Source organism: Shewanella sp. M-Br, assembly GCF_036245925.1.
Taxonomy (GTDB): Bacteria; Pseudomonadota; Gammaproteobacteria; order Enterobacterales; family Shewanellaceae; genus Shewanella; species Shewanella oncorhynchi.
The window spans coordinates 83814-101913 of sequence record NZ_BJBV01000002.1 but is presented as its reverse complement, the minus strand read 5'-3'; the positions used below and the strand labels follow the sequence as shown (position 1 = coordinate 101913).

Sequence of the window (18100 nt, the reverse complement as noted above, 5' to 3'; positions counted from 1 at the left end):
CTTGTTTAGGAGAAAGCTGTTGAAGAGGCAGTCGTTCAAAGGTAAAGAAGGTTTAGGCCAGATTAGCTGAGCGGCGTTCAATCACTATTGGATTGCGCAGCATTGTACTGAATGCTAGCAGGTTAAGCTGCATGGCTCTGCTTGATCCTGAGCGCACATTTACATAGTGTGATCATCAATAACCGCTCAGGCGTTATGACACTGAGCGGTTAATCAATCACAAAATCCTAGTGCATATGCGCGAGTCGATACTCATCCATGCGCTCGAGTAGATACGGGAAAAATGGATTCCATTTCTGTCGTAACATTTCAGATGCTGACACACTATACAAGCCGCGCTCTCCCCGCGAAGCTGAGGCTCCGATTTGGATCCTATGTAAATCAGGCTGGATCACGGCACCATAAAGCCCATCATCTATGCCAAAAGGTAGCGCAACATGGGATAAGGAATACACACCTGCAGGCCAATATAAATCTAATATCCGCACGTTTTCACTGACCTGAGTGAGCACTTTACCCTGTGTGTCTATATCCTGTGTATCTAAATTTTGTTCATCTAAACCCAGTTCATCTAAACCAAAGTATCGCGCCTGAACCTGCGTGGTTTCATTACTGATATTTTCCACCACAGTGCCGCGATAATGTAACTCAGGGTTATTAATGTTCGCCAACAAGCCCGCAAGCGGATCATTGGACACCATCTTGGCATTTACATCGAGTCGGTTCATATCAAACAGCACTAGCTCATGACCTTTTTCAGGCAACGTTTGATACAGATTATTCACCACCGCCGCAGTTGAAACCGTTGCGTCCACCACTGACTGAAAGGTGAGTATCGACGGAACTTGCACCCGTTGCTTCGGCGTTAATCCTGCCAATAAACCTTGGTTACGCAGGGCTAATTGATAAACTACATCGCCCGCATTAACCGCAAAAGAGGTGTATTTAAAGGGATCGTACTCTACTTGAATACTGTTCCATTGCAGTTTATCCAGCTCCAACAATCGTCCTATCCAACTCTGCCAGCGTGCAGCCGCCGCAGATGGCGCTAGCCCTATCGCGGGAGAGATAAAAATCATTCCATCATAATCAGGGGTTTTATTATGGCTTATACGTTCTAACTCATGGTTCAGCGCGACGGCGGCACCCGTCGAAAAAGCCACCACAAATAATGGTTTATCTTTCAGAGTTTGCCGCATATGCGCTGTGGCTAAATTCACCGCTGCGGCCAGATCTTGCCAATAAAGCTCAGTCAATCCACTTGGAATCGTGCCATGTCCTGGCAGTCTTAAACCGAGCACATGGGCTTTACCTTTAAAGTGCACTGCCACATTGGATAGAGCATAGGGCGAATCCGACATACCGTGGAGCAGTAATACTCCAAATTCGGCATTAGCCACAGGCCATTCATAACTGCGATTCCAGTTTTGTGGCCAATGGGCAGGATCAGATAAGCTATTTTTGACATAGCGGTTCACTGGAGAAAATTCATTGGCGGGAATCTTTTTGACAACTTTACGCTCAACTTCGGCGAATAAGCGGTCTTCTAGCGCTAAGTACTCATTAAAATTGGCAAGTTTGGTATTGTAATGGAACTCATTTTTTAGCTCGACCGTATGCCAAAGTGACAGCTCAGGGCGCGCATTAAGAAAATAGATCCCTGTCGCGAGTAACGCCACCACTATGCCAGTACTTGCATACACTGCAGCTAAAAATAGGTGTTTTGTCGAACCTATGATGATAGCCTTCATCGCTGTTCCTACATGAAGATAAAATGTGCAACTAGATTATACGGGTAGATAAAAACATCCTTCAAACGTTTTACCGCGATAAAAACCACTTAAGCAGTACAATTTAATCACTCCAATTTAGTCACTTCAATTTAGTCACTTCAATTTAGTCACCCCAATTTACTCATCTCGCAATTTTATTAGCCGCATAGGCCTTAATCGGGTTAGGATCGAAAATAGTCTTATTCCAACGAAACTTATACACTCTCGATGATAATCGGTAATCCACACGCTAGGTTCGCCTACTATCTTCCTACCGCGCCGCTGGTACCTGAGAACTGGCATTACACTCAGCCAGACGCTGTCGCGACTCTTATAGCTCTCAATGGCAATCATTGGCGTAAGATCTTCACTATTATGGCCAAAATAAGTACGGTTGGAGATGACTGGCGCAGCTATCGTGACCAAGTGTTACTTAAGCAAAATGAACTGCTCTGCATAGGCGGCACTGAATTGATGGCAAACGCTAAGATTCATCTCATTGCGGGGCAAGTGGCCGCAAATGCTTTAGGGCTCACCATGTCCGTAAACGATTCCGATGCGCAGCATTTAACTGCCCAAAATAAATCCATAACCGCACTTAAGCTGCCATCTTCGCTAGGACAGCATTTTTTACTCACGCCCTATTTGGATTATCGCCAATACCCAAACCAACTGATCGCCCTGACACGCCAACACTTAGCAACGCCAGAGCCCCAACACAGTGAATAATTCCATTATGATTGTGGTAACGGCTGTCACCACAGCATTAGTCACCAAATAACAAAGGCATAAAAAAGCACTCGTGAACAGAGTTCAAACGAGTGCATATTCAAGGACGATTCAGGGTTAGTCGTAAATGGTTGGAATAGGCTGACGTTTATGCTGTGTCGCCTTATAAATACCAATCAACTTGTCCTCAACCGCCTTGCCAACGTCTTTACCCTCAAGGAAATCATCGATTTGCGCATAGGTTAAGCCAAGCGCAACTTCATCTTCGAGTAAGGGTTTATTGTCTTCTAAATCCGCGGTCGGCGCTTTATAGACTAACGATTCTGGCGCGCCAAGATACGCGGCGAGTTGGCGAACTTGGCGTTTGTTAAGACCAAATAATGGCGCTAAATCGCAGGCACCATCACCCCACTTGGTATAAAAACCTGTGATATTTTCGGCACTGTGATCTGTCCCCACCACAAGCCCGCCCACGAGTCCGGCGAGTTCGTATTGCGCTATCATCCGCATACGGGCTTTGACGTTACCCTTCACAAAATCAACCTTCGCCACATCGGGCAAAGGCAATCCAGCTTCGACTAACGCGGCAACGGCAGCGCTATGCACGCCATCAACGCCTTGATGCACATTCACAGTGACCAACTTAGAGGGCTGAATAAACTGACAGGCTAATTGCGCCTCATGCTCATCTTTTTGGATCTGATAAGGTAATCGCACAGCGATAAACTGATAACCGCCTTGGCTATTTTCGTGGTTTAAACTGTCCACCGCTAACTGACACAAACGCCCAGCGGTAGAAGAATCCACCCCACCGCTGATCCCTAATACCAATGCCTTGCTGCGTGCTTCTTTTAGTTTGGTTTTAATAAACGCGACTCGACGTTGTACTTCGAACTCTGGCTCTATGGCCGTGAGTACCTTCATTTCTCTTAAGATTTGCGCTTTCACCGAAAATTCCACCTTAAATTATCGCTGTATTTGGACTACCTGAACCCGACTAACGTTAACATTTATTCGCAACTGCCTGTAGTTAAAATTAGCGCTTGGCTGATTGATTGCTGATAAACGTCATAAAAATAAGGGCAACAACGGTTTGCCGTTATTGCCCTAGCGTAAATCAGTTAGCTTAATACCAATACAGCTATCGACTTATCTTTCCCAGTAGGATTCTTCTAAGCTGTCTTCGCGCTCAGGTAAACCGCGGGATAAACGCGGGCTATGCTGAGCTAAGACTTCATAGGCGACGCGGTTAGCGTACTTACACACTTGAGAGAACGAAGAATAACACAGGCCATCGCGCTTATGTTTACTTGAGCCTGGCACGTTAGTCTTGTGGAAAGTATTGGCCGCCAGATCGTGCAATAACGCCGATAATGCGCCATCGCCAGCGCCATTTGTGTTACCGATTTTTTCAGGGCCGCCCATGTAAGGTGAAATGTGGGCAAAGACTTTGATTGGTGTTTCACAGTCACTTTTAAGCTTTGGACGGGAAAATTCATAACGATTAAATTCAGGGATAGCGCCCGGCAACAGCGTGTGAGTCGTTTCGCGTTTTTCAGAATCTTCAGTATAACCCGCAGTATAAAGCCCGATTGGACCCGCTGTGGTTAATACCATGTCGCACCATTCCAAGGCTTTTTCACTGGCAAGCAGAGGATCCCGTGAACCCGTTAAGGCTTCACCTTCGTCTTCATTCATCGCCAAAATGGTGACATGTTCTTTGATGAAGTTTTGCCACCATTGCGGGTCTTCTTCAATCAAGAAACGCGTGCCTAAGGTTAAAACCACGGGAACTTCGGCGGCTTTTGCATATTCGATAGCGCACATGGCCGCATCGGTAATACGGTCGCCATCACTGGCGCGCATCAAATACGCGGTCAACACTAAGGCTGAACTGCCCTGCACCACGTCTTTATCGATAAATTCAGGTGTGAGTTTATCCATAGCGCCTTTGCTGATCGCAAATGTTCGCTCGCCGCACTCAGAAATCAGGGTAAAACAGCGACCGATAGGACCATCTACAGGTTGTAGAAAGTTAAGGTCGACTTTAGAAGAGGTATTACATAAATAGCGGTAGGCGTAACTGCCCACTTCAATATTCTGACTCATAACCCCAAACAGCACTGAACGGTCATCGGCCAGAATAGAATAGTTGTGCACTGTGTTACCAATAGTGCCACCAGCAAATTCATCGCTAATCAAACCATGAATTTTTAACTCTGTGTAGAGTCTGTGGGCCTGTTCATCATTGATCAAGGTAGAATTGCCTTTGGGCAAGCCATAACGGCTCAGCAATTCGTCTTCCACTTTCGCTTCGATATCCACTAAGGTTTGATCAATACCGCTGATATAGGTCGCAAACGGCTGAGGCTGTTGAGTCAGCTGTTCAAGCAGCGGATCTCGGGTTTTAACCGGAAAATAATGTTTAGATTTACGCTGACCGGGAAACTTCATAGTGGCTCTCTTTTCCTGGCATCCATGCTAATTGGCGTCTGCCGAGGCGGTCAAGCCAAGCAGCATCCTAAAAATATTGAGTCTAGGCTAGCGAGACAAAAAAACCACCCCTTAGCCGGAAGGGCGCAGATTCTATCACAAAATCAGTTCGAAGCCAGTGCTCCTATACCCAAGATACCGCTTGTTCTTGGATTAATTGCCGTAATAATTCAATGTGTAACTCATCGTCGTTCAAACAAGGGATAAACCGATAGTCGCTGCCACCCGCATGCAAAAAGGTTTCCTTAGCGCCAATGGAGATTTCTTCTAAGGTTTCGAGGCAATCGGTCGCAAACGCAGGGCAAATCACATCGACACTTTTGATCCCTTGCGCAGGTAACTCGGCCAGTAATTTATCGGCGTAGGGCGTTAACCATTCTTCGCGGCCAAAGCGCGATTGGAAGCACACTTGCCATTGCGACTCGCTCAGCTCAAGTTTTTGTGCCAACAGTTTAGCCGTGACAAAACACTGCTCGCGGTAAGGGTCGCCCTCTTTCACATAACGCAGTGGAATACCGTGAAATGACAAGAGCAACTTGTCGGCCTGCCCATGGGTTTTCCAGTGGCGCGTCACACTGTGTGCCAGCGCAGCAATATAAGCGCTATGGTCAAAATAGTCTTTATTAAAACGAACCTGCGGCATGTCACGCACGGTTTTAAGATAACGGGCAACGGCATCGAACACACTTGCCACCGTCGAGCAGGAATATTGGGGATACAAAGGCAGCACAATAATACGCTCTGCCCCTTGATCTTTCAGGCGTTCAAATCCCGCATCGATGGAGGGATTGCCGTAACTCATACCCAGTTCAACCGGAATGGTCTGGTTAAAGGTTGCACTTAAGTCCACCGCCAACTTTTGTGCTTGGCGTGCACTTATCACTATCAAGGGCGAGCCTTCCTGCGTCCACACGCTTTGGTAGAGTTTGGCGACTTTCGCCGGACGGGTGTTGAGGATAATGCCGTTCAGCAGCGGTTGCCAAATCCACGGCGATAAATCAACGACACGGGGATCACTTAAAAACTGCCTTAAAAAGCGTTTAACGGCCTTAGGACTAGGTTGTTCAGGCGTGCCGAGGTTAACCAATAACACACCAAAAGCAGGGGAAGGATTCAACGTTAGGCTCATGGTTAATGAAGTTCACTTGGAGGCTAACATTGCGATACCCATAAAAAAAGCCTGCATCGGCAGGCTTTTTCTTAATATGAGAACTTGTTCTCGTAAATTAACCTTTATTCGGTTATTTCAACACTCTAGCTAACTGCTCACTCACGGCCGCAACCGATTGAGTACCGTCAAACTTGTTGTATTGAGTTTGGCCAGCGGCAGCCACTTTACCGTAGTATTCAACCAGCGGCTTAGTTTGCTCGTGGTAAATCGCAAGACGTTTACGCACTGTGCTTTCTTCGTCATCTGGACGAATAGCTAAATCTTCGCCAGTCACGTCGTCTTTACCTTCCACTTTAGGTGGATTGAAAACCACATGGTAAACACGGCCAGAACCTGGGTGAACACGGCGACCGCTCATGCGCTTAACGATTTCTTCGTCTGGCACGTCGATTTCAATCACGTGATCAATGCTAATACCGTTTGCTGCCATCGCATCCGCCTGTGGGATGGTACGTGGGAAACCGTCTAACAAGAAACCTTTAACACAGTCTTCCTGTGCGATACGCTCTTTAACCAGACCGATGATCAGATCATCAGAAACCAGTTGACCAGCATCCATCACTTTCTTCGCTTCCAAACCCAGTGGAGTACCGGCTTTTACCGCGGCACGTAACATATCACCAGTGGAAATTTGTGGGATACCATACTGTTCCATAATGAACTGGGCCTGGGTACCTTTACCGGCACCTGGGGCGCCCAATAGGATAATGCGCATCTCAAGAGTCCTCTTTTCGCATTGATATTCTTCTTAGGGCGGCGATCTTCGCACATCTGGCCGCCATTGAGAAGGGTTTTAGCTTCGACTTTAGCCTCAGAAAACGCAAATAAACTGCGGTTACTAAGCGATTTTTTTCATTAATAGAGCAAAGTATAGAGCTTACGGCGGTATTGATTGGCTATGGAATTACCTTGGCCAAGTGCCGTTAATACTTCCATAAATACTTGTTTTACTGTGCCATTTTCAGCACCTAAATCTTTACTGAGCACACCGAATAACAGTTTTAATGCTTCATCATCGCGGTGGGCAGCATGCAATGCCTTACTCAGCTCGAGTAATAACACTAAATCTGTTGGATTTTGCTCAAACTTTTGCTGCAAATCGCGAATTTCAGGGGTATCCGCCGCATCCAAGGCAAGTGCGAGCTTAGCTTTTAAACTCTGGTAATAACCATCTTGGTCGGCAAGCCCTACTTTCTCAAGCATGGCTTGTGCTAGCACTAATTCGCCCTGCATAAGATACACATCGGCAAGCACTAGACTCACCTCACCCGCTTGATTTGACCCGACATGGGCTTCTTTAAGCAACACAGCTGCAGTAGCAAGATCTTCTGCGCTCACTTGGCTAAGCGCGAGCAATGCTTTGGCCTGTGCTAACTGTAACTGCCACATAGGCGGCAAATGTTTATCCAGCATAGCTGTGACTTGCGCCGCATCTTGCAGGCCAGCAAAACCATCTACAGGCTGACCTTTATCCAATACTAACGTGGTCGGTAGACTTTGAATGCGAAAGTAATTAGCGATTTCTAATTCGGCTTCACAGTCAACTTTTGCGAGCACGAATCGACCCGCATTTTGCGCGGCAATTTGCTCTAAGGTGTGCAGCATAGCCACACTTTGTTCCTGCGGCTGCGCCCAAAATGCTAACACCACGATCTGTTGCATCGAGGCGTCAACCACTTGCTGAATATTGTCTTTAGTCAGACTGAGGATATTATCCATAGTATTCCCTTAACATTTAAGGCCTCTATCATGGGAGGCCTTATTCTTTTAAAACTAAGCGTTAGAACCAAGTCTTAAAATCGAGTCTTACCGCTAACGGATTGAGTGACAGGCTAGGCGCAAACCACTCTTCCTGCACTAGAAACAATATCGGGGCCGTTCAAAGAAGGGCCCCGATAGTCATTTACTTCATGTTAGCCAGTAACATTTGGTTCATCAGCTTGATAAAGGCCGATGGGTCCGCAAGGCTACCTTTTTCAGATAATTGCGCCTGTTGCAGCAGCAGATTTGACCAATCCGCGAAGACGGCTTCATCTTGAAGATCATTTAAGCGCGATACTAATGGGTGCGCTGGGTTGATCTCAAATGTCGGCTTCACTTCTGGCACAGGTTGACCCGCAGCTTGCATCAGCTTGATCATCTGAGTCGACATTTCGCCTTCACCCGCCACCACACAGGCTGGGGTGTCAGTTAAGCGTGACGTGACTTTCACATCCGCAACGGTTGAGCCTAATGCCGCTTTAATGCGTTCAACTAAAGCTACCGATTCTTGCTCAAGCTTTTCTTGCGCTTCTTTTTCAGATGCATCTTCCAGCTCGCCAAGTTCTAAATCACCACGGGTCACTGAGTGCAGTTGTTTCTCTTTGTACTCAGTTAAGTGGTTGATTAGCCACTCGTCGATACGCTCTGACATCAGTAAGACTTCAATGCCTTTCTTACGTAACAACTCTAAATGTGGGCTGTTAGCGGCGGCTTCATGGCTGTCGGCAACAATGTAGTAAATCTTAGTTTGACCTTCTTTCATGCGGCTGATGTAGTCATCAAGTGACACAGTCGGCGCAGCACTGCCCGTGTGGGTCGAGGCAAAACGCAATAAGCCAGCAATACGCTCACGGTTGGCGAAATCTTCCGCAGGCCCTTCTTTCAGCACTTGCCCAAATTCAGCCCAGAACTGTTGATATTTTTCCGCATCGTCTTTCGCCAGTTTTTCCAGCATGCCAAGCACACGTTTGGTGATACCAGTACGCATCGCTTTGGTCACGTGGTTATCCTGCAGAATTTCGCGGGATACGTTCAGCGGCAGATCGTTTGAGTCAATTAAGCCCTGCACGAAGCGCAGATAAGATGGCATAAATTGCTCGGCGTCATCCATGATGAACACACGTTGTACAAACAGTTTTAGGCCGTGTTTACGGTCGCGATTCCACATATCCCAAGGCGCTTTTGCAGGAATATACAATAGGTTAGTGTATTCTTGCTTACCTTCTACCCGATTATGACTCCACAGTAGTGCGTCTGTGTAATCGTGGGAAATGTGTTTGTAAAACTCTTGATACTCTTCGTCACTGATATCAGCTTTATTGCGCATCCACAAAGCCGTGGCTTTGTTCATGACTTTCCATTGACCTTCGGTCGCAGGAATTTTTTCGCCATCAGGACCATCACGCTCTGGCGAGCCTTCTTGCCACATTTCAACTGGCACAGAGATATGATCTGAGTATTTAGTGATGATCGAACGCAGGCGCCAATCATCGGCAAATTCTTTTTCTTCATCACGTAGGTGCAGCGTGATTTCAGTACCACGGCTCGCCTTAGTGATGGTATCAACGGTGAAGTTACCCTCGCCTTCTGATTCCCACAATACGGCTTCATCGGCCTTATGACCGGCAGCGCGAGTGCGAACCGTGACTTTCTTCGCCACGATAAAGGCTGAATAGAAACCGACACCGAACTGACCGATTAACTGTGAATCCTTTGAGGATTCGCCCGATAGATTCTTAAAGAAATCAGCGGTGCCTGATTTTGCGATTGTGCCTAAATGCTCAATCACGCCGTCGCGGGTCATACCCACGCCGTTATCTTCGATGGTCACAGTGCCTTTTTCTTTATCGGCACTGATACGGACTCGCAGTTCACCGTCGCCTTCATAGAGTGCGTCATTGGTCAACGCCAGATAACGCAGCTTGTCCGCCGCATCCGCAGCGTTGGAGACCAGTTCACGCAAGAAAATTTCTTTGTTGGAATACAAAGAATGGATCATCAAATGCAACAGCTGTTTGACTTCTGTTTGAAAACCATGAGTTTCTTGTTGTGACATGAAATTTTCCTTTATTTGTTACGCAATTTGGTAAAAGTAACGCTTAGTGTTTACTAAATGGGGCTCCAAATTTGCTTTTCAAGGGCAAGGGCTAAAACGAGGTTCGAATGGCGAAAAATAAGGCGCTTGATGAATACCAAGCGCCTATATGTATGCTTTCAACATCAACCTGCACGAGGCGTTAGTCTTGGGCTAATTCTTTTTCTAACTGTTGGGCGATGGCTTCGGGCGATCCGCTGTTGCGGGCAAAGAGTCCATAAGCGGCGGGGATCACGAAGATAGTGAATAGGGTTGCCAGTAAAATCCCCGACAACACCACTACACCAATCACAAAACGAGTTTCAGCACCCGCGCCTACCGCCAATACCAATGGCACGGCACCAGCGGCAGTGGTGATCCCTGTCATTAAGATAGGCCGTAACCGCTGCGCTGACGCTTGGATAATGGCCTTATCAAAATCAACGCCTTTATCCCGCAATTGGTTAGCAAACTCGACAATCAAGATGCCATTTTTCGCGGCTAACCCGACCAGCATAATAATGCCTATCTGACTGTAAATATTGAGACTCTGCCCTGTAAGCCACAAACCAATTAAGGCGCCGACGGTAGCCAGCGGCACAGTAAGCATGATCACCACAGGGTGGATATAACTCTCAAACTGCGCCGCGAGCACGAGGAATACAATCCCCAGTGCGAGGATGAATACGAAGTACATAGAGCTACCCGACTCTTGATAATCGAGGGATTGGCCCTTGTAGCTAATCACCGCTTCCGCTGGCAAATAGGTACGCGCCAATTGATTCATATAATCAAGGGCTTCACCTAGACTATAACCATCTTCCAAACTGGCTTCTATGGTGATCGCGCGCATGCGATTATAGCGATTAAGCGAACTGGCGTCGGCAAACTCCTCCACAGTCACTAAGTTCGACAGCGGAATAAGCTCCTGACTGCGCTCGGAACGAACATAGATATTTTGCAGATCCACCGCCGTATTTTGATTATCGCGCTCGCCTTCAACGATCACATCGTATTCTTCACCGTCACGCATAAACGTCGTCACTAAGCGTGAGCCCAACATGGATTCCAACGTACGGCCAATATTTGAAATCGACACTCCAAGGCTCGCCGCTCTGTCTCTGTCGATGACGACACGAAGTTGAGGCTTAGTCTCTTTATAATCATGATCTAATCCCAATAATTTGGGATTCTGTGCCGCCTTTTGCATCATGATATCGCGCCAGCGGGCAAGCTCTTCGTAGCTAGGTCCACCAACCACAAATTGCACAGGTTTACCTACGCCGCGACCAAAGGCTTGGCGCATTACAGGGAACGCTTGCACTCCGGCGAGATTGGCAAGACGCTTATTAATGTCAACGATAACTTCCTTTACTGGACGACGTTTGCCCCAGTCTTCCAGTACTATGATTGCCATACCGTTAGAGAAATCCGCCGCGCGGCCAAAACCACGGGGGGCACGAATGAGCAGACGTTTGATATCACCCGTTTCGACCAATGGCATCAAGCGGTTTTCCACTTCATTCATATAGGATTCTATGTATTCGTAACTCGCGCCCTGTGGCCCGTTGACCATCAAGAATAACGAACCACGGTCTTCCTGTGGCGCAAATTCTTGCGGTACTTTTTGGACTAAATAGACACTAGAACCTAATGCGACTAACACCAGAATCGACACCAATATCGGGTGGGCCATGGCGGATTTTAAGGACAATTGATACCGATTTGACACTTTTGTCATTATGCCGTCGACCTTACGCACCAACCAAGAATCCTGCGAGCTCGGCTTAAGCAACTTAGAGCACATCATGGGCGTGAGTGTGAGCGCCACTAGGCTAGAGAACAGCACGGCCGCACTCATGGTCACGGCAAACTCTTTAAAGAGTTTACCTAAGTCACCTTCAAGGAAAGTGATTGGCATAAAGACCGCGACCAACACGAGTGTAGTCGCGATAACAGCAAAAGCCACTTCACGCGCACCGAGAAAAGCAGCTTTGAGTGGGGAATCTCCTTCCTCGATACGTCTATGGATGTTTTCCAGCATCACAATCGCATCATCCACCACCATACCGATGGCGAGGATCATTGCCAATAAGGTCAAGAGGTTAATGGTATAACCTAGCGTATACAGCACAATAAAGGTGCCGAGCAGAGACACAGGCACAGTGATCGCAGGGATCAACATAGCGCGCACACTGCCAAGGAACAGATAAATCACGATAATCACTAAAATCATCGCAGTGAACAGGGTTTGATACACTTCTTTAATCGAGGCTTCGATAAACACTGAGCTATCGTAGCTGCGTTTAATCGACATCCCCGCTGGCAAGGTCGGGTTGATTTTGTCAACCAGCGCGTTCACTGCGCGCGCCACTTCTAACGTATTGGCGGTTGACTGTTTAGACACGCCTAAACCTATCATTGCCTCTTTGTTGCCACGGAACATAATCCGCTCTTCATCAGAGCCAATTTCCACCCGTGCGACATCGCTCAGTTTGACTAAATAACCGTCTTCCCCTTGGGTGATGACTAAGTTTGCGAAATCTTCGGCAGTGCGATAACCCCGCTCCAGTCTCACTGTAAAGTGCCGCTCCTTCGACTCTATCGAACCTGCAGGTAACTCGACGTTCTCAGCTCTGAGCGCGGCCTCAACATCGGCAACCGTTAAACTGCGAGAGGCCAAGGCTTGTCTGTCAAGCCAAATGCGCATGGCGTAAACCTTACCACCCCCAATACGCATCCGCGCCACACCATCGACCACCGAAAAGCGGTCCGACAAATAGCGGTTGGTGTAATCGGTCAATTCTAGGGTCGTCATTTGATCCGACACGAGATTGAGCCACATGATCACTTCATCACTGCCATTGGCCTTTTGTACTTCTGGGGGATCTGCTTCATCGGGTAAATTGTCGAGTAAACCTGAGATCCTATCGCGCACATCGTTAGCTGCATCTTCAATATTACGACTAATATCAAACTCTAAGGTAACCGATGAGCGGCCATCACTGCTCGATGAACTCACGTGACGAATGCCTTCGACGCCACTGATCCTGTCCTCAATCAATTGGGTAATGCGGCTTTCCACCACGGCAGCACTGGCACCGCGGTAATTCGTGTCGATAGATACCACTGGCGGATCTATATTCGGGTATTCGCGTAGGGGCAATTTATCAAAGGAGACAAGCCCGAAAGCGACCAGCAACAAGCTGATCACTGAGGCAAATACGGGACGTTTGACCGAGAGATCAGTAAGGATCATACACTTGGCTCCGCGTTCGTATCGGCAAGATAACTAAACTTTTCCGCGAACTCAGTTTGCACTTTATCCCCAGGATGAACTTTCAGTAAGCCGCGGATGACCACGTTTTCACCCAAGGCTAAACCGTCTAAGATCTCTACCCAGCCACGGGTGCGAATACCAATAGTGACTTGTTTACGTTCAATCACCTTGTCAGCATTAACGCTGTAAACATAATGGCTGTTTTGGATCGGGATAATGGCAGATTCAGGCAACATCAAGGCCTCGCGGCTACGCTTGATGAGTTTGACCTTCATCAACATGCCCGGTAATAAACGCAGCTCCGGATTGGGAATTTCGGCGCGAACGATCACTGTGCGTGTGGTTGGATTCACGCGGCTATCAATCGATGTCACCACACCTTTGAAAGTCACATCAGGGAAAGCGACCGCTTTGGCTTCCACCTTTTTACCTGGCTCTAAATCTTGAATAAAGCGCTCTGGCACTGAAAAATCGAGCTTAATGGTAGAAATATCATCCAATGTCGTAATCACAGTGCCGGGCGACACTAAGCTGCCCACACTGATTTGACGTAAGCCCAAACGGCCATTAAAAGGCGCCAGAATACTGCGATCATTGAGTGATGATTGCGCCTGTTCGAGCTCGGCACGGGTGGTATCAATAAGGGTTTGTAATCTATCGCGTTCTAACTCGGCCACAGTGCGGCTAGTCACCAACGAACTGATCCGAGCTAATTCACGTTGATTATCACTGACTTTGACTTGCGCGGCTTTAACCTTAGCGATCTGCTCAGCATTTTGCAGTTGGACTAATAACTCGCCCTTTTTAACGATATCGCCGTCGTCAAATTTAAGCGCTATCACCATGTCGGTAACTTTAGGCGTTATCGTTACAGATTCTGCGGCTTTATTGCTACCAATAGCTTCAACTTCATCGCGAATGGGCGCCATAGCTGCAGTGGCAATCACTACATTAGGTATGAGTTTAATCTGGGCTGCAGCAATCTCTTGCGGTTGCATGGCTTGGTATCCAAACCATGCCGCGGCCAATATGGCGATTATTAGAATAATTTTTTTCATCGGGCTTCCAAGGAATGACTCGCATTAATGACGGCTAGTTTACTCACTCACATCATCGCATCAATACGTTTTACTTTTTCTTACAAATTACGCTGATAGCGCAAAATATGTATGATTAAGTGTCTTTGGCGATATCAATGGTTGAGTTGCCAGAATGCAGTACGATAACAAGGTTGTTAAGTGATTAATTTTACTTATCACCAGTAACTCAACATTTATCACTAAAACCATTTGAAAAAGATTGGTATATAGATAATTTAATTCTGAAACACAGATCGCCTAGATAATCGACAATCCCCTGCTTAAAACTCAAATCGCAGCCAATAAAAAAGGGCGATAATTCGCCCTTTTCTAGTCAACTGCTGAAATTAACGTATTTGACGTTCTTCTTTCATCAGGTTTGACAGTGACTGGTACACATTGCTAACCACTTCATCGCTTAATGGCTGATCTTCGTTATCGCGAAGGAAGATTTTCGTTTCTTCTGGAGTATCACCATCTTCAAGCAGTAAACGGTAGCTACCTTCTTTCAGTGCTAACTTATCTTCGCCCCACAATGAACTCCAGAAACCAGAGTTATCGTCAAACTTGATAAAGTACAATCCTTTAGCACTATCCATATCGGCAATTTCAAAGCCCATTTCTGGTAGCACTATGCGTAGACGATCCCACACTTGCTTGTAAGAGGCTTTAGCAGACCAGTAAGCCTTACCTTCTTCAGGCGTCACGAGATCAACATTAATACCTAAGGTTTGCTTCAAACGATTCGATTGGATCGCTTGGTCGCGCTTAACGCTGATATACGCAATGGCGCTGTTCAGCATATCAATAGTGTATCTTTGCTTATCTTCACCGCTTAATAAAACTTGTTGCGCTTTATCGTCGTAGAACTCTTCGTGTTCAACTAAGTGAATAACGATATTTGCAGTACGACCATGTGGACGCGTTTCCACGTCAAAACGATAGCGTTGGCGCAACAGATAAACTTTATCCGCACCCCACATGCTCGATTCAATCACTTCACGACTTTCAATCCAATCGGTTTCTACGTTGCCTTTGTCAAAATCACGGCTACGAACAGCAATACCTTTTTGAGCAAAGAAACCATCTAAGTTTGTGAAGATTTCTTGTTTCAAATCCACAGCATTGTCTATGGATTCAACTACGATTTTAATGTTGTCACTGCCCTCTTCCACATGAGTACCTTCCGCCATTGGCAGTACTTGCAGTGGCGGACGGATATCTAAGTTTTTGCCATACAGCGAAGCATTCACTTTAGAACCCAGTGCTGGTACATCGAATTCTTTATTGTAGGGTGGCGTTTTTAATCCCGCGGGGATCTTAAGCAAAGGCGCTTGCTCGGCCTGAACATAGTCGTCGTTACCGTTCGCTTGGCGGCGATCAAGTGGCGAACTACAGGCTGCAACTGCAGCAACTAAGATCAGTGGAGTGACTTTCTTTAACATTAATTATTTAACCTCTATCTGGGCACGAGTCATTGCTTCTATCAACAGACCATGACATTGCTCAGAAAGTTCAGTCAAAGGTAAACGAATATGGCCACATTCAATCAAACCCATACGATGGGCAGCCCATTTTACTGGGATAGGGTTGGCTTCACAAAACAGTGTGCTATACAAACCGCGCTGCGGGGTATCTATGCTCTGAGCAAGCTCGGCATTGCCAGCGAGCGCCGCATCACACATAGCTTTAAAAGCCTTTGGTACTATGTTGTTAGCCACAGAAATTACGCCATTTCCACCTAAGAGTAAAAACTCTCTGGCAGTGGCATCATCACCGCTATACAAGAGGAAATCGTCGCCGCACAGTTCGCGCAGACGTTTTACACGGGATAAGTCACCGGTCGCCTCTTTTACACCAATAATGTTGCTCACGCTAACAAGCTCGGCAACAGTTTCTGGCAGCATATCAACGGCAGTACGGCCTGGAACATTATAAAGAATTTGTGGAATATCTGTGCTAGCGGCCACGGCTTTATAATGCGCAATCAATCCCTTAGGCGTTGGCTTATTATAATATGGCGTTACACCAAGCATAGCGGCAACACCCACCTTAGATAAGGACTTGGTGAGCTCAACGGCTTCAGATGTGGCATTGGCGCCATTGCCACCAATGACAGGAACACGTCCCGCAGCAAATTTAACGGTTTGTGAAACGACCGCTACATGCTCAGGCATAGGCAGAGTCGCTGACTCGCCAGTAGTACCAACGGCCACAATGGCATCTGTGCCTTGGTCAATATGGAATTCGACTAACCTTTCAAGACTTGCAAAATCTACTGAGCCATCACTGTTCATTGGCGTGATTAAGGCTACGATGCTTCCGTTTATCATCTGACTTTCCCCAAGATTTCAGGATTCGCTATGGTACTGATGCCAACCACTAATGACAAGCATTAACGGGGCTCTCAAATTGAATTAGTTATGGTAGCATTACATCCCGCACAAAAACTCAGCTTTAACCCTGAGTTTTCGCTCTATGATATCGAAAAAGTGAGGAAAATTCATGACCAATTTCCTGGTCGTAACAGCGATGGGTCTCGACCGTCCTGGACTTGTAAGTAAACTAGCTCGACTTGCCAGTGACTGTGACTGCGATATCGTCGACAGCCGTATGGCATTATTTGGTAACGAATTTACCCTGATTATGATGTTGTCTGGCTCGTGGGCATCAATAACGAAAATTGAAAGTATGTTCCCCAGTCTCAGCGTTGAGTTAGAACTGCTGACGGTGATGAAACGCACCTCTAAACACACACCACAAAACTACCTTTCTCGCCTAGAAGTACGCTTTACGGGTAAAGACCAACGCGGCACCATTAAACGTATTACCCAGTTCCTTGCTGACAGGTCATTAGATCTTGCCGCAGTACGTTCATTTTCTGAGGAACTCCCCGGTGGTGAACAAACGCAAAATGTGTCGCTAACCATTAATATTCCTGAAAAAGTTGAACTAGAAAAGCTCGAACAGAGTATCTATCAGCTCGCCCAAGATATGACCTTAGATTGTACTATTCGTCGTATGGAAGGCACTGCCATCTTAGAGGACAGAGGATAATAGATGAATACCTTAACGGCTGGGGCAAAAGCGCCTCACTTTACACTGCAAGATCAACATGGCAACTCAGTATCGCTGGCCGACAGCCTTAAGCAAGGCCCTGTTTTAGTGTATTTTTACCCGAAAGCATCAACGCCGGGTTGCACAGTTCAAGCCTGCGGTCTACGTGACAGTAAAGCCGAGCTCGATAGTCATAATGTCACTGTATTTGGCATTAGCCCAGATCCTGTGGCTAAACTGGCTAAATTTGCAGAGAAACAAGCACTCAACTTCACTTTGCTGAGCGATGAAGACCACAGTGTCGCCGACGCTTTTGGGGTCTGGGGTGAAAAGAAATTCATGGGAAAAACCTATGATGGCATCCACAGATTAAGCTTCCTTATCAATACCGACGGCACCATCGCCCACGTATTCGATAAGTTTAAAACCAAAGATCACCATGAAGTCGTACTCGCGCAAATCGCGGGTTAATGACTAATATGACGACGAATACAAGGCTTCAAGCTGCTGCTTTAATCGGCATAAAAGTGTAAACGTTGTCAGTTGATTTTGGTAGCCTGAATAAATAATCGGCAATCGATAACGAAAAGGTCCTGAAATCAGGACCTTTTTCATGAAAAATTTTCACTTTCATATCACAAGATACGGTCTAACCGAGCAAAAAACCGCAAAAGCATTCAGCTA

General features: G+C 46.8%; 14 protein-coding genes. 3 read left to right on the top strand and 11 right to left on the bottom strand.

What is annotated here, in order from left to right; all coding sequences use genetic code 11:
• Positions 1-227 precede the first annotated feature (227 nt).
• On the bottom strand, positions 228-1751 hold the full coding sequence (locus AAA952_RS02425) for an alpha/beta hydrolase (protein WP_338254076.1): 1524 nt from the start codon (positions 1749-1751) through the stop codon (positions 228-230).
• A gap of 249 nt (positions 1752-2000) precedes the next feature.
• Here AAA952_RS02425 and AAA952_RS02420 point away from each other — a divergent pair, with 249 nt between their 5' ends.
• Positions 2001-2501: a DUF6942 family protein gene (locus AAA952_RS02420; RefSeq protein WP_338254074.1), complete on the top strand. Its 501-nt coding sequence runs from the start codon at positions 2001-2003 to the stop codon at positions 2499-2501.
• A 117-nt stretch (positions 2502-2618) separates the two neighbouring features.
• Here AAA952_RS02420 and nadE read toward each other — a convergent pair whose 3' ends face one another.
• The 10 genes from nadE to dapA all read right to left on the bottom strand — a co-directional run bounded on the left by nadE (position 2619) and on the right by dapA (position 16692).
• Positions 2619-3449 (bottom strand): ammonia-dependent NAD(+) synthetase, encoded by an 831-nt coding sequence (gene nadE / locus AAA952_RS02415; protein ID WP_306685192.1) that lies wholly within the window; start codon positions 3447-3449, stop codon positions 2619-2621.
• A 201-nt stretch (positions 3450-3650) separates the two neighbouring features.
• Positions 3651-4955: an inosine/guanosine kinase gene (locus AAA952_RS02410; RefSeq protein ID WP_028759658.1), complete on the bottom strand. Its 1305-nt coding sequence runs from the start codon at positions 4953-4955 to the stop codon at positions 3651-3653.
• A gap of 163 nt (positions 4956-5118) precedes the next feature.
• The gene (hemH, locus tag AAA952_RS02405; protein WP_338254068.1) at positions 5119-6123 is read right to left on the bottom strand and encodes a ferrochelatase; all 1005 of its coding nucleotides are present in this window, start codon (positions 6121-6123) and stop codon (positions 5119-5121) included.
• Between the two features lie 112 nt (positions 6124-6235).
• On the bottom strand, positions 6236-6880 hold the full coding sequence (gene adk / locus AAA952_RS02400) for an adenylate kinase (protein ID WP_028759655.1): 645 nt from the start codon (positions 6878-6880) through the stop codon (positions 6236-6238).
• 140 nt (positions 6881-7020) lie between these two features.
• Positions 7021-7884, bottom strand: a complete 864-nt coding sequence (locus AAA952_RS02395; RefSeq protein WP_338254064.1) for a co-chaperone YbbN — start codon at positions 7882-7884, stop codon at positions 7021-7023.
• A 184-nt stretch (positions 7885-8068) separates the two neighbouring features.
• Positions 8069-9982, bottom strand: coding sequence for a molecular chaperone HtpG (gene htpG, locus AAA952_RS02390; protein ID WP_263196297.1), 1914 nt, complete (start codon positions 9980-9982; stop codon positions 8069-8071).
• Positions 9983-10163: 181 nt separating this feature from the next.
• Positions 10164-13259, bottom strand: coding sequence for an efflux RND transporter permease subunit (locus AAA952_RS02385; protein ID WP_338254060.1), 3096 nt, complete (start codon positions 13257-13259; stop codon positions 10164-10166).
• Positions 13256-14338, bottom strand: a complete 1083-nt coding sequence (locus tag AAA952_RS02380) for an efflux RND transporter periplasmic adaptor subunit (RefSeq protein ID WP_198572356.1) — start codon at positions 14336-14338, stop codon at positions 13256-13258. The genes AAA952_RS02385 and AAA952_RS02380 overlap by 4 nt, the downstream gene beginning before the upstream one ends.
• A 368-nt stretch (positions 14339-14706) precedes the next feature.
• On the bottom strand, positions 14707-15804 hold the full coding sequence (gene bamC / locus AAA952_RS02375; protein WP_198572357.1) for an outer membrane protein assembly factor BamC: 1098 nt from the start codon (positions 15802-15804) through the stop codon (positions 14707-14709).
• A gap of 3 nt (positions 15805-15807) precedes the next feature.
• Positions 15808-16692, bottom strand: a complete 885-nt coding sequence (gene dapA / locus AAA952_RS02370) for a 4-hydroxy-tetrahydrodipicolinate synthase (RefSeq protein WP_338254056.1) — start codon at positions 16690-16692, stop codon at positions 15808-15810.
• 172 nt (positions 16693-16864) lie between these two features.
• On the opposite strand from dapA, the gene AAA952_RS02365 reads away from it, so the two are divergent.
• Together AAA952_RS02365 and bcp are read left to right on the top strand one after the other, a co-directional pair.
• Entirely contained in the window at positions 16865-17416 is a 552-nt protein-coding gene (locus AAA952_RS02365) for a glycine cleavage system protein R (protein WP_028759648.1), read from the top strand.
• A gap of 3 nt (positions 17417-17419) precedes the next feature.
• Positions 17420-17887 (top strand): thioredoxin-dependent thiol peroxidase, encoded by a 468-nt coding sequence (bcp, locus tag AAA952_RS02360; protein ID WP_113940881.1) that lies wholly within the window; start codon positions 17420-17422, stop codon positions 17885-17887.
• Positions 17888-18100 lie beyond the last annotated feature (213 nt).

Bases quoted from the DNA above. Each gene is read 5' to 3' on its own strand.
- AAA952_RS02425 (WP_338254076.1), bottom strand. From the start codon at position 1,751: ATGAAGGCTATCATCATAGGTTCGACAAAACACCTATTTTTAGCTGCA.
- AAA952_RS02420 (WP_338254074.1), top strand. From the start codon at position 2,001: ATGATAATCGGTAATCCACACGCTAGGTTCGCCTACTATCTTCCTACC.
- AAA952_RS02410 (WP_028759658.1), bottom strand. From the start codon at position 4,955: ATGAAGTTTCCCGGTCAGCGTAAATCTAAACATTATTTTCCGGTTAAA.
- hemH (WP_338254068.1), bottom strand. From the start codon at position 6,123: ATGAGCCTAACGTTGAATCCTTCCCCTGCTTTTGGTGTGTTATTGGTT.
- adk (WP_028759655.1), bottom strand. From the start codon at position 6,880: ATGCGCATTATCCTATTGGGCGCCCCAGGTGCCGGTAAAGGTACCCAG.
- AAA952_RS02395 (WP_338254064.1), bottom strand. From the start codon at position 7,884: ATGGATAATATCCTCAGTCTGACTAAAGACAATATTCAGCAAGTGGTT.
- htpG (WP_263196297.1), bottom strand. From the start codon at position 9,982: ATGTCACAACAAGAAACTCATGGTTTTCAAACAGAAGTCAAACAGCTG.
- AAA952_RS02385 (WP_338254060.1), bottom strand. From the start codon at position 13,259: ATGATCCTTACTGATCTCTCGGTCAAACGTCCCGTATTTGCCTCAGTG.
- AAA952_RS02380 (WP_198572356.1), bottom strand. From the start codon at position 14,338: ATGAAAAAAATTATTCTAATAATCGCCATATTGGCCGCGGCATGGTTT.
- bamC (WP_198572357.1), bottom strand. From the start codon at position 15,804: ATGTTAAAGAAAGTCACTCCACTGATCTTAGTTGCTGCAGTTGCAGCC.
- dapA (WP_338254056.1), bottom strand. From the start codon at position 16,692: ATGATAAACGGAAGCATCGTAGCCTTAATCACGCCAATGAACAGTGAT.
- AAA952_RS02365 (WP_028759648.1), top strand. From the start codon at position 16,865: ATGACCAATTTCCTGGTCGTAACAGCGATGGGTCTCGACCGTCCTGGA.
- bcp (WP_113940881.1), top strand. From the start codon at position 17,420: ATGAATACCTTAACGGCTGGGGCAAAAGCGCCTCACTTTACACTGCAA.